A 17,537-nucleotide genomic window follows, 5' to 3' on the forward strand; every position below is an offset into this window, starting at 1 on the left:
ATCCCATTATAAGGCTCGCATCCAAATCCGTGAGAATGCATCTATGTTGAAATCTCGCACGTGGATTAACGAATTTACCCCATCACAACTCTTACCTCATGTGGATGTCCATCATCCACTAACGGAATCAATTTATCGTTCACTGGATTTCCATCCAATATAACTTCTCGGATTCCCCGATTGACTTGAGACGGATTCTCCACGTTGATCTTGTAGTATGTCGCTCCAAAACGATAATACACTTTGAAGCCATCCCAATGAGCGGGAATGCATGGGTTGATCGCAAGCGCGTTGCCAACCTTGGTAATACCTAAAATAGCTTCGAGACCCAAGCGATACATCCAGCCAGAGGAGCCGGTGTACCATGTCCAGCCGCCGCGACCGATATGCGGCGGGACGCTATAAATATCGGCAGCGATCACGTATGGTTCCACCTTATAGGTTTCTACTTTTTCCGGCGTGTCCGCATGGTTGATTGGGTTCAGCATGTTGAACAACTCCATGGCACGATCTCCCAGCCCGAGTTTGGCAAATGCCCATGCAGTCCAAATGGCGGCATGAGTGTATTGACCGCCGTTCTCGCGTACACCGGGTAAATATCCTTTGATATACCCTGGGTCACGCGCCGATTTGTCGAAGGGCGGAGTAAACAACAGGATCATCTTTTCATCCGGTTTCACCAACCTTCTATTGATTGATTCCATAGCTTGCGCTGCCCGCGCGGGATCTGCCGCGCCAGATAAAACCGCCCATGATTGCGCGATCGAGTCGATCTGACATTCGTTATTTTTCTGTGAACCCAAACGTGAACCATCATCATAAAAAGCGCGCAGATACCACTCGCCATCCCAGGCATGGGTTTCGAGTGCTTGCGCTAATTTCTCTGCTCGCTGAAGATAAGGCGCCGGGTCAGTAGACATCAACGCTGCCAGCGGCGCAAAACGCTTGAGCGTGGCATGCAGGAACCAGCCGAGCCAGATGCTTTCACCGCGTCCATGCATGCCAACGCGATTCATGCCATCGTTCCAATCGCCGCTGCCCATCAATGGCAGATCATGTTCACCGGATGTCGTCCCTTTTTCCAACGCACGGCGACAATGTTCGTACAATGAAAAATCTTTATCTCCGACTCCAAACTGTGTGTAATGTTCCATCTCATTGGGCTTGAGCGTTTCACCGATCAAGAAAGGAATGCTCTCATGCAAAATGGATTCATCGCCCGTCACAGAAACATATTCAGCAGTGACGTATGGCAGCCAGAGCAGGTCATCTGAAAAGCGCGTGCGCACTCCCCTACCCGCGGGCGGATTCCACCAATGCAGCACATCGCCCGCTTCAAATTGATGCCGCGCTGCTTCCAGAATTTGCGCGCGTGCAATATTCGGGCGAGTTTGCAGAAGTGCCATCGCATCTTGAAGCTGGTCGCGGAAACCAAACGCGCCGCTCGATTGATACAACGCAGTGCGTCCCCACATGCGGCACGTGAGCGTCTGATACAACATCCAACGATTGAGCATCAGATCCATGCTGGGATCAGGAGTTTCAACCGTGATGGTATCGAGGATCTCATCCCAGTGATGTTGGACGGATTGCCAAACCGCCTCCACCTCCGCCGATGATTGAATCTGTCCGATCAGGCGTAGACTTTCATCCCGGCTTTTCCCCTGCCCGATCAAGAAAAAGACTTCTTCCGTCTCGTTCGGTGCAAGGTCAACATGTAATTGGATGACGGCACACGGGTCGAGCCCGGCGTTGACAGCGCTTTCCAAGCCGATGCGCCGGAGTGCGGCTGGAAACTGCATGCTTCCCATGCGTCCTAAAAACTCGGTGCGGTCTGCGGTGACGCCATGAGGTTTTTTATTGGATGCCAAAAACGCCACACGTTCGCCAAACTCGCTGTTGAAGCGATTGGACGCAAGCAAGGCATTTCTATCGGAGTCGAATTCCGGCATCACATACGCTTGTTGGGTATCGCGGGTTGTGCCAAGCACCCATTCCGCATAGTAAGTGACCGTAATACGCCGCGGACGATCTGTCAGGTTCTGCAAACGCAGATGCGCAATTTTGACGGGCACATCTGTTGCAGCGAATAGCCGCAGCTTTTGATTCAAGCCATTGCTCTGACTCTCAAAGATGGAATAGCCCGCGCCATGCCGGATCACATGCGTGGTATCTGCACCGGCAGGCATGGGCGTAGGTGACCAGACCTGCCCGGATTCTTCATCGCGCAGATAGATGGCTTCACTTGGCATATCGGTGACCGGGTCATTGCGCCAGGGAGTTAATCGATTCTCGCCGCTGTTCTCTGCCCAAGTGCTGCCCAAACCTGATTCGGAAACCAGAAAGCCGAACTGCGGATTGGCGATCACATTGACCCACGGATGCGGGGTGTGCTGTCCTGATTTCAGATGGATGATGTATTCCTTGCCGTCGTGACTGAAGCCGCCAAGACCGTTGTCCATTTTTAGATCCGTTGGCAGCGGAAGTGAAGCTGTCGAAACAGGATCCGTTGTCGGGGCATATGAAGCGTTGAACTGTGGCAGGCGAGTCCGTTGTGAATTTAATCTCTGGGCATGTTCGGCAAGCGTCCCGTTCTTTTCATCCAAGATAACGCCCGCCACTGTTTCAAAAAGAATCTTGTCGGCTTGCGCAAGCTGATCGGTGTGCAAGACGAAAATCCCGTCGCGCTGGTTGAGCGAAGAATCGACTCCCATGCGTGTGATGCGGCGTTGAATGGCATTGTGCAATTCGAGGGCGTAGCCGGTATCTTGATCGTTGAGGATAACGAGGTTGACAGTGACGTGACGACTACGCCAATACATAAAGGCTTGCAAGGCTTCACGCAAAAGCGGCGTTTCGCCATCGCAGACGCGCACTAACAAGATCGGGAAATCGCCAGAGATGCCGAACGCCCACAGACCAGATTGTCCCTTTTCATTTTGTGCCAGAATATGCGGCTCGGCGCGCAACGTCCCAACCGGGTAAAGCAGCGCGGATAAGATGCGCTGGATATTTTCGACGGCGTATGCGTTCAACCCGAGTTCGAGCAGTTCACGTTCACAGTAGGCGCGCGCCTCGTTGAAGGCACGATAGACGGCTTGCCCGGTTCTGTAGCGGGATAGTTTTTCCAATGCCTCGGCACGGGTTGCGGCTGCCAGAGTGATAAATGTGACTCTGGTTTTTGCATGTGGCAACAAATTAATTTCCTGCGCCAACGACATGATCGGGTCAAGCGTTCCGCCTGTGGTGCCTGTGAGGCGGCTATTTGGGTTTTGAACCGCCTGCGGTGAATGCATGGTCTGTGATCTGCCCAGGAATTTGGCGCGGTCACTTTCATATTGCCCGGTCACTTTGCGCCCGGCTTCAATGATCAGCGCATGGATCAAGACGACCGGCTTTTCATCCGCAGAGCGCGGGCGGCGTTTGAATAACAGCGCATTTTCTTTGGGAAGATATTCGCTTTCAATGAACAACTTGTTAAATGCAGGATGCCGCCGATCGGCTGCCTGTGTGGAAAGCACCACTTCCCCATAGCTGGTCAATTTCAATTTCCGTGGATGATCGGTGTCGTTCAGGATGTTCACCCGCCGAAGCTCGACGCCGTCTGTGCTAATGGTGACACCAGTTCGCATGGAGATACCATGATCGGATCGCTGGAACTCAACCTTGTGCGGATAGAACAAGACTTCTTGATTGTCATGTGCGCATCCGGCAGGCTGGCAGGTGACAGACCAACGTGCGCCGGTCTCGCGATCTTGCAAATAGATCCACGTGCCCCACGCATCCAACGTCGGGTCGGCATGCCAACGCGTCAACGCAAATTCGCGCCACTGACTGAATCCCCCGCCCGCATTGGTGATCAGCAAACTTGCATCTCCCTGTGCGAGGACATGCACCTGCGGAATGGCGCTGCCCACTGGGTTACGCCACGGTCTGCTGTTGACAATCCGCACAGCCTCATTGGGTAAATCCGCCGGTTCGTCTGGGTGTGGATATTCGATGGGTGCGTTTTGCGGGATCTTCTCCTGAAGAAGCAGTTCCACGCTCTTGATGCGCTCGTCTGCATGGAAACGCCGCACGATGACATCATCCAAAAGGTAATTGCTCGCCGCCATCAGGATCATGCCTTGATGATGCGCCATGTAGGATTGTACGATCGCCTGAGTCTGATACTTGGGCATGCGCGTTTTGGTGTAATCGAGCGCTTCATAAAAGCCAAAACGCCCAAGCATGTTCTCCTGCTCAAGACGAGTCATGTTCTCGAGCACTTGATGAGGTTGAAGTGAAAGTCCCATCAGTGAGGCGTATGGAGTAACGACCAAGTCATCATGCAGTTCGCGTTTATATCCCAACTCAGGCACGCCAAAAGCGCGGTACTGGTAATTCAAATTAAGATCGAAAGCATAGTATCCCGATTCAGAAATTCCCCAAGGAAGCTGTTGTTCTTTTCCATAGCTTATCTGCGAATCAAGCGCGGCATAACAACTATCCGACAAGAATGTACCGGCGTAATTTCTGATGAACAAGGTTGGCATGAGATATTCGAACATGGTTCCGCTCCATGAGAGCAGGACCTGCTTACCGTTCACCACCGTCACCGGGCGACCCAAATGCTGCCAGTGACTTTGCGGCACATCACCTTTTGCGATCGCGACTAGACTGGCAATGCGAGCTTCTGATGCCAGCAAGTCGTAATAGCTTGGGTCAAGTTGTTCAGTGCTGGCGTTGTATCCAATGTGAAAGACCTGGCGGCGTTCATGGAATAAAAAGCGGAAGTCCATGTCTGACACGGCGGCTTCTGCCAGACCAGCCAGTTCTTGAAATCCGATCATCAAAGGTGAGACCCGCAAGTGTGCCGTGGTTAGATCGTCGCTCAATTTTTCACACCATGCAAGCGCCGCCTTGTCACTTATCTGTAATTTCAATTCATCCAGCGAACGTTTGATGTGTTCATAAACCGCCCCTGCTTCGCCCAATGTTGGCAGTTCAACAGGCAGACTATGACGAAAATCCTGCCATGCAGGCGTTCCAACGATATCACCCATCTCAGGCGGCGCATCCGGGCGGTTCAACCACGGGGCGAACAGGTCCAAACTGCGTTGCATATCCTGCAGGTGATGCTGCATCAGATCGAGATACAGTTGAAGATCGCTCAGTGATTCAGGATTGAGATTGAGATGACTCTTGAGCAGGTCCATCAAGCGATACGAGACTCTTTCCCAACCTTCGCCTGCCAGCCAGCCAAGAGTCATTTTCCAAGCAGACGGTTGGTTCTGGGCAGAGCTCACGCGTTCGTAAATACTGGTCAACTCTTCTTCAAATGATTCAATGGAAGGATGCGGATTGTTCTTCTCAAGCGTTTCCAGCACTTCTGCCAGAATATCCATGATGGCAAGCAACCCCTGCCAGCGTTTGCCGTCCAGCAAGGATTCATTTTTCACGGTTAGACAAGCCTGCCTGAGCGTGATCAAACAGGCTGCCAGGTTGCCGCTATCCACTGTCGAAATGTAACGAGGCGGGAGCGCGGTCAGTGTTTGTGAGTCGTACCAATTCAGTAAATGTCCGCGGTAATGTTCGAGCTTGTCCATGGTCTCAAAGGTCGAGCGTAAACGCAGCGCCAACTCAACCAAGCCCATATAACCCAGATCATAGGCAGACCAAGTAGACACCAGAAACATGCCGATGTTGGTTGGAGTGGTGTAGTGCGCCACACTTCCGCGCGGCGACTCTTGAAAGTGATCCGGCGGCAGCCAATGGTCATTGGGTCCTGCAAATTTTTCGAAAAATGCCCAGGTGCGCCGCGCGAGCCGGAGAACTTTCCGTCGCTCAGGTTCCGAGAGTGGAATGGTGACACGGACAGCAGGTTTGCTGATCACATAAGCGATCTGAGGTGCAGTCAACCAGAGGATCAACAAAGGCGCTGCAACCCAGAGTGCATTCGGGTTAAGAATGGTCACCAATATCCCCAACACTACGCTAAAAACCAAAGACGGGGTCATCTCACGCAGGATTTCGTTCCTGGGGTCTGCCCCAAACAAGCGGGCTGCTTTTGCCGCAGTTGTCCATTGAAGAAGATTTTTTCGTGCGACCAGCAAACGGGTCAATGTGGTACGGATCGCGCCGAGCATAAGCAATGCTTCGTATGACAGGAAAATAATGTAGAGCGCCCAGCGCGTGAGTGGAAGCTGAACTGACTTGATAAGTTGTTTGAAGGTCAATTTACTATGAATTGTAGATCGAACGTGCTCGACCGTTTGAGCCATAATGGGCAAAGCAGAAGGCAGGAAGACCAGCAAGGTCCAAACCAAAGGTGAGCCAGGCAGGAACAACCACCCTGCAGTCAGCAGCGCCAGCAGCATGGGCAACAATAGACTGCGGCGTAGGTTATCGATTATCTTCCATACATTGATGGCAGATAATCGATTCCACACCAGACCGTTTTCATTTTTTACGACGGGGAGAAGCCACGGCAATAACTGCCAGTCACCACGGATCCAGCGACGCAAACGCTGGGCGTAAACCACATAACGTGATGGGTGTTCCTCATATAACACGATATCTGTGACGAGTGCAGCCCGTCCATAGATGCCTTCAAAAAGATCATGACTAAGCAACGTGTTCTGGCGCACCTGACCCGCCAGGCTGTGTTCAAAGGCTGCGACGTCATAGATTCCCTTACCAACATAGCTGCCTTCGCCAAATAGATCTTGATACACATCGGATACGGCAAAGGAATACAGGTCGAACCCGGGGGTACCCGCAAATATCTGCGAAAAGATGGAATGATTCGCGCTGGTTGGTTTGATCGCGACGCGCGGTTGAAGGACGGTGTACCCGGCGATGACAGAGCGACCGTCTGCTGAGAACTCGGCGCGATTGAGCGGATGCGCCAACGTGGCGATCAGTTGATTGGCACTGCCCTGCGGCAGGGATGTATCCGCATCAAGAGTAATCACATATTTGATGTGCGGCAAAATGCTTTCATCACCCACCCGGGTCGAGTAGTGCGCTTGAGGAGCCCGCCGCTCAAATCTTAATTCCTTGGACATCGCCTGCTTATCTGCATACTCAACCGCATGGTCTTTTTCACCCAGGTTCAAAAGCAGGCGATTGAAATCCGCCAGTTTGCCGCGCTTGCGCTCCCAGCCCATCCAAACCCCTTCAGATGCATTCCACTGGCGATGACGGTGGAAAATGTAAAAAGGTCGTGTTGCATACTTGTGATTTAAGTTCTCAATGCCTTTGGTCGCCAGGGCAAGCAATGGCTCATCCTCCGGCATGTTCTCCGTCTGCGCATCGCTGAAATCGGTCAGCAAGGCATACGTCAATTGCGGGTCAGGGTTCGACAGGTAATACAGTTCCAATTCTTGCAAGAGATGGTTGATTTCAGCAGTGCTATCCAATAAGGTTGGGATCACTACCATCGTCCGGTTATCGGGAGGGATGCCTTCTGAAAAATCCATGCGCGGTAAGCTTTGCGGCGCGATACGATGGGTTACATTCCAATTCACAATATCGATGGCGAGTTCAAGCGACAGTCCAAGTCCCAAGACGCCTACGGTAATCAGTTGGATAGTTGTGCCGCCCGAATTGACCGCATATACGATCATCCCAAGAACGAACAAGACAGAAAGGAAAGCAATACTTCCAAGATATGTAAGTGTGGGAAATGAGAGCACTGCGCGTCGCATGCGGACCTCGAACCCCAACCGGTACCCAATGCTTTTTTCAAGTCTGGTGCGACCTTTATCAATGAAATAAAACCCGATATGCGCTTCACGGGAGGAAGTATGTTCATCCACGCGGCGTGCAAATTCAACGGCAGCGAGTGCAACTTCCTCCTCGCTAGAAGTTGAGTGGCGTGCCAAATCTTCGATGACACTGCGATACCTATTTCGGGTTTTGAAATCCATGCCTGCGTATATCTGTGACGGATCGTCACGCAAGATCTTTTCCACCCGGCTGATTTGCTCAAAGAAATCTTCCCAGTCTGTAGAGGCAAGCAGGCGCAGGCTAATAAAGCAACTGGCAACAATGGTTTCATTCGCCGGTACGGCAGACGCTGATTCGTTCGCGCTCTGCAACATGCCTTGCGGTGTGTCCATGCCTGTCAGTTCGGTGGCAGCATAAAGAAGCTGCTCGAGAATACCGATCCGCAGCATGATCGGCAGCGCCCACAGTTCGCCAATTGTCAACGGCGTAACCTGCTGATAGTTCAGAATAAAAGCCGCAGTTTGAGTCAGATCGATCTGACTCTGGTTGTAATCGATCCATTCGCGTGCCAGTGCAAAGATCCGCGTATGCCCCAGCAGGGAGGTTCCATCCAGTTTTGGTAATTCGTTGATAAAGCTTTCTGGCAGGTCCTCTTTAATTTGGCGGAAGGCTTTTTTGACAATATAAAAATTATCGAGCATCCATTCGCCTGCATGGGAAACAGGCAGATCATCTGCTGGCGCGATCTTGAATAATGCATTGGCGTTGCCCAACGCCTCTTCCCAGGTCTTTAGATGTTCCAATAGCTCGGATTTTTGGAAATTAAATATTTTCCATGTGGAGGTCATGGCAACGCCCACGCTGTGAGTTTTTGCCAATCGATGCGCAAACTCTCTCAGCCGGATGTCTACATCGGAACTGCCTGTAATAGATAAATTAACCTGCGATGAAATTGGCATAGGGTTAATACTCTATGCGTTTGAAATTGGATAGTTCCGGTGAGACCAGTTCTTGCTTGAGAGGCAGGTCTTGTACGATCAAAAGCGGCGCTTTGCCATACAGGATGAAATGATTGACCATGCTGCCGTACGGCCATTGATGATTCCCTGAATAGCCATGTGCGTTGAAAGTGACGATATCGATCTGTTCCTGTTCTTCGAGTTGATGCAGCGCGACGGTTGCATTCTCGCTGGTGATGAGATGTGTCCGAACGTCAATGTCTTTCAGGTAGGAGCGAGACTTCAAATTCTCGAGATATTGCTCCGCTTCTTTGCGGTTTCGGTCAACAACGCGGGTGGCGAGTTCAACATCTTCAGGAGCCAGGGGCATTTGACGTGCCATCTCGGGCGTTTCGACCACATGCACAAGATGCACCTGTGACTTATGAAATTGTGCCAATTGCGTGATGATCGGCAGCGCATTCTCCGCCCGTTGAGAGCCGTCCAAAGGAACCAGGATGCGTTTGTAAAGCGGAGCGGTGGATAATTTATCGGCGCAGGGTCCATATTGATGCGCGCGGACAATCAACAGCGAGGTTTGAGCGATCAGAACGATCTTTTGTGTAATGCTGCTGATGCCCCATTGCGTCAGTCCATTTCGCCCATGACTGCTCAGAACGATCAGTTTCATTCCCTGTTGCTGGGCATATTCTGCGATGCCTTCTGCTACCAACCCTTCGGATACAAGCGCCTGTGTTCGAATACCGCTCTCTTGAAAGAGTACCTTTATCTTTTCCAAATAGAGGGCGGACTTTGTCTTATTGATCTGCCAATTCAACAGGTCGAATAATTGAGCGGATACGACCGTCTGGTTTTTTTCCACCATACGGAGCAAAGTGACCTCTGCGTTGAAAGGACTGGCGATGGCGGCAACATGCGGCAGAACAGAGTCTGCCAATTGAGAACCGTCCAAGGGAACAAGTATGCGATCGAACATGGTTTATCCTTTACGCTGAGCAAAACCTGATGGAATAAGTGATGAATAACGTCTCGTTTTTAAAGAACTGTGAGGATTAATAATGTCTTCAAACAGACCTGCATACTATATATACCGGCACTTTATTATATTAAATACACCTTCTGCTGGCATCCGCCAGTTGTATGAAATTCATATCCGCCACTTGGGGGATATGCAGCATTCTTATCCATCGGAGGATTGCGGTATTTCATAAAATCATGGTGGTAAATATTTACTCAAAATCAACGTTCCCCTAATAATGCAAAGTGGGAAGGTTCCTACTGTACAATCAAGCTGCAAATATATATCTTGCAAATAGAATAACTCTGATAACTTTCCCATTATGGTAAAAAAACTAACTTTGCTCGCAGTTTGGGACGACCCCGGGCAGCTTACGATGTAGCTGAGTTGGTCTGGATCGCAGCGCGCACCACCGATTAAGACTCCCCTTAGGGTGCTATTTCGCATTCAGGGTTGGCGCGGTGAAGAGACACAAATTCACGTACGTGATTGGGTATTATTCAGGTCGGTTGGGTAGATTAGATGTTCGATGGTGGGAAAAATATTCAAGATTACCGAATTTAACAAGAGGTTTGAATACAGAGAATCCTTTCTTGCCCCCTGATTGCATTGTTCTTAAATTAATACAAAAATGGGTCTGCCTATTATGGACATTATGTTGAAACAATTGCTGTTCGCTCAGAGTTGGGATGATTTCTATGTTAAATTGAGTGAAAAATACCCCATCTTTAGCGAAGTGTAAAACATATGAGCTGGGTAATTCTATTGAAATATTGTAGTATCAACCGAATTTCATAGTAAATTAAAAAAGAACGCCATATTAGGCTTTCTTTCGATTCCCAAAACTCCCTATTGACTCGCAACTTTTTTTCCTGTATTCTGTTTTAACGTTTGAACAATTTTTTGAACGATTGTTCAAAATCTCACAGGAGAAGAGAAAATGTCCCATATCAAGTTGAGTTGGCGCAACATCATCATCGCCGCGACCCTGCCCGCCGTGATGGAAGTGATCTGGCAGTTGTATAACACCTACGTGCCTGTCTATTTGCAGGCAGGCAACCCCGCCTTCACCGAAGCGGGAGCCACCACCGTCGGCTTCGGGCTCGGACCCGCCCTGACGGGTTTCATCCTCGTCTTCGATAACATTGCGGGCTTGTTCATCAGTCCCATCGTCGGCGCGTGGAGCGACAGCCTGCGTTCGAAGTGGGGTCGCCGTATGCCGTTCATCCTCTTTGGCGTGCCGCTTGCTATCGCTGCCTTTATCTTCGTCCCGCTTATCCCGATGGGTATCGCCCCCGAACTCAACGGGCAGACGGGTCAGCTGACAGGCTTACTTGTCCCCTTCATCGTCTCGCTCTTCCTCGTATTGCTCGCCTTCGCGGTCGTGCGTCCCGTTGCGGATGTGCTCCTCTTCGACGTGACACCCTCTCCCCAACGCGCCACAGCCAATGGGATCGCGGGCGCGATTGCGGGTCTGCTGGTGGTGATCACTGCCCTGGCTGGCGCCGCTCTCTATGACGTGTACGGACCGCTTCCTTTCTGGATCGCAGCTGGTCTTGCGCTTCTGATCTTTATCCTCACCTGGGCATTTGTCAAAGAACCCGAAGAACTTGCCAGCGCCAAGGAACTTGCGGGTGAACCATTCAACCTAAAAGGTATCATCGCCTTCCTGCGCGGACTCCCCAAAGAACATTCCAGCAGTTTGAAGTATCTGCTCCTGAGCAACTTGCTCGCGTATGTAGCTCTTGCTCAAATGCAAGCCTTCCTCAGCTCCTATGGCGTCTTCTCGCTCGGCATGGAGGAATCTTCCGCCGCCATGCTGGTTGCCATCCCCGCAATTGCGTTCATGATCATGGCTGTCCCTTCGGGTTTGATCTCCAACAAGATCGGACGCAAGAACACCCAAATCGTCGGATTGGTTGGTTACGCCATCGGCGCATTGGTCATCTACCTCTTCCCCGACGCGACCATGCTCAATGTAGGACTCCTCATCTGCGGTTTGACCTGGCCCCTCGCCAATGTCGTCCAAGTTGCCATGATCGTGGACAGTGCCCCCGTCGAAACATTGATGGGAACCTACACAGGTCTGCGCCAAATTGCCGTGACCCTCGGCTTCATCATCGGACCCATCCTCGGCGGGACTCTCGTCGAAGCGATGGGCAATGACTACCGCTGGGTCTGGCTCATCATGTTCGTCTTCCTCGTCCTCGCCACCGTTGCGATTTTGCCCGTGACGAAGGGTGAAGCGAAGAAAGAAATTTAGGAATTAGGTATATTAGGATTAGGAATTGTGTACTTCCTAATCCCTAATTTGTAATCCCTTTATGACTATCGTCTTGCAAGTCCTCCTCGCCGTTCTCGTCGTCCTCGCGCTCTACGCCGCGTATGCCAACCATGCCTACAACCGCGTCCTGCCCCAATCCCGCCCTTGCGTGGACTGTGCCACTCCTGCCCACGTCAACGGCTATGACTTGTACTACCGCGAACTTGGCACAGACAAAGGCTTACCGCCCGTCATCCTCGTCCACGGCGGACCTGGTCACTCGAGCCTGAGTTTCAAGAATGGATTCGACTTCCTCGCCGAGCAGACTCGCGTCATCTTCTATGACCAGCGCGGTTCGGGCAACTCGCAAATCAAGCCCAATCCCGAAGATTACACCATCGAGCAATTGGTGGAAGAACTCGAAACCCTGCGCCGTGACGTGGTCAAAGCGGACAAGGTCATCCTCATCGGTCATTCCTTCGGCAGCGCGTTGGTTCAACGCTACGCGCTCAAGTATCCGCAACACGTCGAGAAGATGGTCATCGCAGGCGGCATTCGAATCAACAACGGCATGAACAACCGCTTCATCTGGAAATGGTTTGGCGGATTGCTGTACTCCACCGCCCTCGGCTTCCCTCCCACGGATTCAAAATCCGCAGACGCATGGTTTACCAAATCATCCGAAAAAGATAATCCACAAAGATTATTTGATAAAACAAAAATAGATTTACTCAAAGATACAGGCACAGTCTCCTTTGCCCCGTGGCGTGAAATTTCTTTTTCACTTGTCGGCTACGATTACAAAAAAGAACTCAGCCAGTTGCAAGTCCCAACCCTTTTCATCTACGGCGCAGCCGACTCACAATACACAGGCAAACCCGTCGCCGATGAACTCTGCGCCACACTCCCCAACTGCCAATCCGTCGAATTCACCCAAAGCGCGCCCTCCTTCATACAAAGGCTCCACCGAGCAGACTTTGTACATCTCCATGCGCGATGGGACTCGTCTCGCCGTTGACCTTTACCTCCCGCGCGGACTCACGCCTGAAACCAAAATCCCTGCACTCTTCGCCGCCACGCGCTATTGGCGCGCGCAACAACTCAAAGCGCCGTTCTCATGGTTTCTCTCTCTGCCCGACTCCGCTCGCAATTTTTCACCGCCTTTGGTTACGCCATCCTCCGCATTGACATGCGCGGCACGGGCGCGTCGGAAGGGAATCATCCGCACCCGTGGTCAGCAACAGACCTCACCGACCTCTACGACCTGACCGAATGGGTCACGCAACAACCGTGGAGCAACGGACAAGTCGGCGGCTTCGGCAATTCGTATCAAGCCACCACTGCTGAAATGCTCGGCGCGTGCGGACATCCCGCCGTCACATCCGCGCTCGTGCGCTTCAACGAGTTCGACGTTTACACCGACATCGCTTTTCCTGGCGGTGTGCCCAACGAGTTCATGCTCACGCAATGGGCAGAGTACAACCGCGCCCTCGACGCCAATCAACTTCCCAAAAGCATGAGCACGCTCGAAAAGATTCTCGTCAAAGGCGTCAAGCCCGTTGGCACAAATCCAATTCCCAAACACGCCAACCAGCAAGTTGATTCCGCCCTGCGTCACATCACCTTCCGCGATGACCTCGACCCCGAGCTCAACATCACGCTCGACGACATCAGCATGTTCACTCGCCCCACCACGCACGCGCTCGACCATTGGGGCAGTTGGTTCGACGCCGCCACCGCCAACGCCGTCATCCATCGCTTCGCCAACAATCCCCGCCCGCAGCGCGCCGTCATCGGCGCGTGGAATCATGGCGCAACTCAGCACGTCGGCGCGAAGGAAAATCCATTTCCATTGCTCGCGCAAATGAAAGAGTCCCTGCGCTTCTTCGATAATCCGCCCGCGACCCGCGAGTTGCACTACTACACCATTTTTGAAAATGAATGGAAATCGACGCCTGAGTTTCCACCTGCGGGTTTGACCTCCACCCGATTCTTTTTCCAACCCCAAAGCGGACTCTCCTCGCTTCTTCCCCCGCCCCAGCCTGCTGACCGCTACCAGACAGATTTCAACGCCTCAACAGGACTCAACAACCGCTGGCAAACTGAACTCGACCAGCGACCTGTAAAGTATGCGCCCATCAAAGGACAACTCTCGTACACATCCGCGCCGCTCGAACACGACACCGAAATCACAGGCTATCCCATCGCGACTCTCTTCGTCAAATCCACGCACGATGATGGCAACTTCTTCGTTTATCTCGAAGCGATTGATGAACAAGGTAATGCGCACTACCTCACCGAAGGAATGCTGCGTGCCATCCATCGCAAAGTTTCAACGGACACGCCGCCGTATAAACAATTCGTTCCCTATCACTCCTTCAAACGTGCTGACGCCATGCCGCTCATCCCTGGCGAAGTGGCAGAAATTACCTTCGGGTTGAATCCTATCTCGGCGCTGATCCGCCGTGGGTGGAAGATACGAGTATCCATTTCAGGCGCAGACAAAGACACCTTTGCCAGAATCCCGCTCACGGGTAGTCCGAGCGTGGAGATTATGATTGGCGGAGACCAAGCCTCCTTCATCGAGATTCCCATCAAATGACAGATATCCTTTTCCAATCCCAAGAAAATATAGCCGTTATCACCTTCAACCGCCCCGACGTGTTGAACGCGTTCAAGCGCAGTATGTTCCAGCAATTGCTCGACATGCTCGATACGATTGCGAACGATGATTCGATTCGTGCCGCGCTCATCACAGGCAACGGACGCGCGTTCTCGGCAGGCATTGACCTCGAAGAACTGTCGCACCTGTTCGATGGTTCGACGGTGGCAGAGCAGGCGCGCGCCGAGTTGGACGAAATGCAGGAACTCACGCGCCGCATGGTGAACTTGCGCAAGCCGATTATCTCTGCCATCAATGGCGTTGCGGTTGGCGTGGGCGCGGAGATTGCGATTGCGAGCGACATCCGCATTGCGGCGGAGAGCGCGTATTTTCAATTCGCCGAAGTGAAGCGCGGCATTTTTGAAACCAACGGAGTCATGCACCGCCTGCCGAGACTCATCGGCATGGGACGCGCCGCGCATGTGATGATGACAGGCGAACGTATTTCCGCACAATCGGCATAGGAGATGGGCTTGGTCACGAAGGTGACGTCGGCAGAAGCAATTATTCAAGAAGGCATGGACATCGCCCGCACGCTTGCGTCGAACGCGCCCATTTCTGTGCGACTTATAAAAGAAGTGTTGCAACAATCCTACGACCTCGACCTTGAAGCCGTTATGCAACTCGAAACCGAAGGTACGCTCGAATGCTTCGCCAGCGAAGACATGCGCGAAGGTGTGAAGGCATTCGTAGAAAAACGCGTGCCGATTTATAAAGGAAGAAAAATAGGATTACCGGATTTTCACGAAGTGCCCGTTTTTTTGATAAAGAAAACAGGTTAAACAGGTTTAATCCGTCAAATCCGGCCAAAAGGTTTTCATGCCAACCATCACCAAAATCGAAATCATCGACCTCAACATTCCATTCAATCACCCTTCAAGATCGCTCTGGCTGTGATGAATAGCGCCCATAACATCATTGTCCGCATGCATGACAACGACGGATTGATCGGCGTGGGCGAAGGCGTCCCATCACGCTTTGTGACAGGTGAAGACGCTGACAACGGATTTGAATCCGCCAAACTGTATGCACAACTGCTCATTGGTAAAAATCCGTTAGAGATTGACTCACGCCTGCGCGAACTCGAACAGTACATGCTCAAGAATCCCGCCATTCGCTGCGCCTACGACCTTGCGCTCTATGACCTGCTTGCCAAACATGCGGAACTTCCGCTCTATGCTTTGCTCGGCGGCGAGAAAAAAGTCCTGTACTCCAACCGCACCATCGGCATTGACGAACCCGACAAAATGGCGAAAACTGCCAAGCAACATGTTGAGAACGGCGTGAAGGCATTGAAGGTCAAGGTCGGCACGGGTCGTACTGAAGACCTTGCGCGGATTCGCGCCATCCGCGAATCGGTTGGCAGCGGCGTTCCCATGCGGCTCGACGCCAATCAAGCCTGGGATGAAATCACCGCCATCAACATCCTCACTGCACTGGCAGAATACGAGATCGAAGTCTGCGAACAACCGTTGCCCTACTGGAACATCGAAGGTTTGAAGCGAGTCCGTGAGCGCAGTCCCATTGCCATCATGGCAGACGAATCCATCTTCGGCGCGCACGACGCTTTCCGTCTCGCCTCCCTCGGTGCAGTGGATTATTTCAACATCAAACTCGCCAAGTCCGCGGGCATTCACGGCGCATTGAAAATCAACGCCATCGGCGAAGCGGCGGGAATCAAATGTATGCTCGGCGGTATGTCTGAGTCACTCATCGGAGTCAGCGCGGGCGCGCATTTGATCTGTGCCTGCCCGAATATTTCTCTGCACGACCTCGACTCTCCCTTTCACTTTGCCGAAGAACCCTCCATCGGCGGCGTGGACTTCCAACCCAACGGCACGGTGACTCTCTCTGACGCTCATGGTCACGGTGCGGATGTGAAACCTGAGTGGATGGAGAAGAAGAAGAATAGTAGTCAGTAATCAGTGAGTGGTAACTAGTAATTACCAATCTGAAACTTCGTGTTCTTTGTGGATAAAAAAATATGACTACCTTCCCTCCCCTTTCCTACCCCCAAAAATCGGCTTGCTCGGCGTGGCATTCGATGAAAACTCATCCTACAAACGCGGCTCGGCACTAGCTCCGCAACGGATTCGTGAAGCCTTCTTTTGCGACTCGTCCAACCTGTGGACGGAGAATGAAACCTATCTCGGCGCAGATGGACTCTTCGCAGACGCAGGCGACATCACACCGTCCGCGGAGAGAATGCCCATAGAGACCGAACAAGCCGCAGGTAAATTATATGAAGCGGGCTTGAAGGTCATGGCATTCGGCGGCGACCACTCCGTTACTTATCCGCTGGTAAAGGCTGCGACAAAATATCATTCCAATCTCACCATCTTACACTTCGACGCGCACCTGATTTGTACGATGACTTTGAAAGCAATCCATACTCACGCCAGCCCTTTCGCGAAGATTGCGGAATCAGGTTGGCGAAGCGTCTCGTGCAAGTGGGCATTCGCACCATCAACGGACATCAGCGCGAGCAAGCCAAGCGTTTCGGTGTGGATGTGCTTACCATGCAAAATTGGCAGGATGTTTTCAACATCCGCTTCGACTCGCCGCTTTACATCACCTTCGACATGGATTGTCTCGACCCCTTTCGCGCCTGGCAGTTCTCACCGTGAACCTGGCGGGCTTGTCCACCGCTGAAGCGTTGAGCGTTATTCAATCACTCAATGCAAACATCATCCCGGTGCGGATGTGGTGGAATAAATCCAACACAAGATGTTTCCTGTGTCATCGAGATGGTGGCGGCGAAAGTGTTCAAAGAGATTTGGCGAAGATGTTCGGAATCCACGAAGGGGACGAATGCACACGAATAAAAACTTAGCTTCGTGTTTCTTCGTGTATTTCGTGGATAAGGGTTTTAAAATAGGAACTCACGCGAACGAATCCGGGCTGTGCTTCAACGCAAAACTC

The 17,537-nt window shown here is 52.0% G+C and carries 7 protein-coding genes and 1 pseudogene; 6 read left to right on the top strand and 2 right to left on the bottom strand.

The features are described from left to right. Nucleotides 1-74 precede the first annotated feature (74 nt). Both IPG80_RS03335 and IPG80_RS03340 read right to left on the bottom strand, forming a co-directional pair. The gene (locus IPG80_RS03335) at nt 75-8,672 is read right to left on the bottom strand and encodes a glucoamylase family protein (protein WP_345102715.1); all 8,598 of its coding nucleotides are present in this window, start codon (nt 8,670-8,672) and stop codon (nt 75-77) included. A gap of 4 nt (nt 8,673-8,676) precedes the next feature. Then, nucleotides 8,677-9,648, bottom strand: a complete 972-nt coding sequence (locus IPG80_RS03340; RefSeq protein WP_345102717.1) for a universal stress protein — start codon at nt 9,646-9,648, stop codon at nt 8,677-8,679. Nucleotides 9,649-10,630: 982 nt separating this feature from the next. Here IPG80_RS03340 and IPG80_RS03345 point away from each other — a divergent pair. The 6 genes and pseudogenes from IPG80_RS03345 to IPG80_RS03370 all read left to right on the top strand — a co-directional run bounded on the left by IPG80_RS03345 (nt 10,631) and on the right by IPG80_RS03370 (nt 17,267). Continuing rightward, complete coding sequence (locus IPG80_RS03345) at nt 10,631-11,953, top strand: MFS transporter (RefSeq protein WP_345101590.1); 1,323 nt, start codon at nt 10,631-10,633, stop codon at nt 11,951-11,953. Between the two features lie 61 nt (nt 11,954-12,014). Beyond that, nucleotides 12,015-12,971 carry an alpha/beta fold hydrolase gene (locus IPG80_RS03350; RefSeq protein WP_345102719.1) on the top strand — a complete coding sequence of 319 codons (957 nt, stop codon included), beginning with the start codon at nt 12,015-12,017 and terminating at the stop codon, nt 12,969-12,971. Nucleotides 12,972-13,070: 99 nt separating this feature from the next. Then, on the top strand, nt 13,071-14,555 hold the full coding sequence (locus tag IPG80_RS03355) for a CocE/NonD family hydrolase (RefSeq protein WP_345102721.1): 1,485 nt from the start codon (nt 13,071-13,073) through the stop codon (nt 14,553-14,555). Further along, nucleotides 14,552-15,397, top strand: a pseudogene (locus IPG80_RS03360) (enoyl-CoA hydratase-related protein). The gene IPG80_RS03355 and the pseudogene IPG80_RS03360 overlap by 4 nt, the downstream one beginning before the upstream one ends. A gap of 81 nt (nt 15,398-15,478) precedes the next feature. Continuing rightward, entirely contained in the window at nt 15,479-16,537 is a 1,059-nt protein-coding gene (locus IPG80_RS03365) for a dipeptide epimerase (RefSeq protein WP_345102727.1), read from the top strand. Between the two features lie 7 nt (nt 16,538-16,544). Then, the gene (locus IPG80_RS03370; RefSeq protein ID WP_345102723.1) at nt 16,545-17,267 is read left to right on the top strand and encodes an arginase family protein; all 723 of its coding nucleotides are present in this window, start codon (nt 16,545-16,547) and stop codon (nt 17,265-17,267) included. Nucleotides 17,268-17,537 lie beyond the last annotated feature (270 nt).

Origin of the sequence: Candidatus Villigracilis vicinus (genome assembly GCF_016702885.1) — a bacterium.
Taxonomy (GTDB): domain Bacteria; phylum Chloroflexota; class Anaerolineae; order Anaerolineales; family Villigracilaceae; genus Villigracilis; species Villigracilis vicinus.

Bases quoted from the DNA above. Each gene is read 5' to 3' on its own strand.
- IPG80_RS03340 (WP_345102717.1), bottom strand. From the start codon at position 9,648: ATGTTCGATCGCATACTTGTTCCCTTGGACGGTTCTCAATTGGCAGAC.
- IPG80_RS03355 (WP_345102721.1), top strand. From the start codon at position 13,071: ATGGTTTCTCTCTCTGCCCGACTCCGCTCGCAATTTTTCACCGCCTTT.
- IPG80_RS03335 (WP_345102715.1), bottom strand. From the start codon at position 8,672: ATGCCAATTTCATCGCAGGTTAATTTATCTATTACAGGCAGTTCCGAT.
- IPG80_RS03350 (WP_345102719.1), top strand. From the start codon at position 12,015: ATGACTATCGTCTTGCAAGTCCTCCTCGCCGTTCTCGTCGTCCTCGCG.
- IPG80_RS03345 (WP_345101590.1), top strand. From the start codon at position 10,631: ATGTCCCATATCAAGTTGAGTTGGCGCAACATCATCATCGCCGCGACC.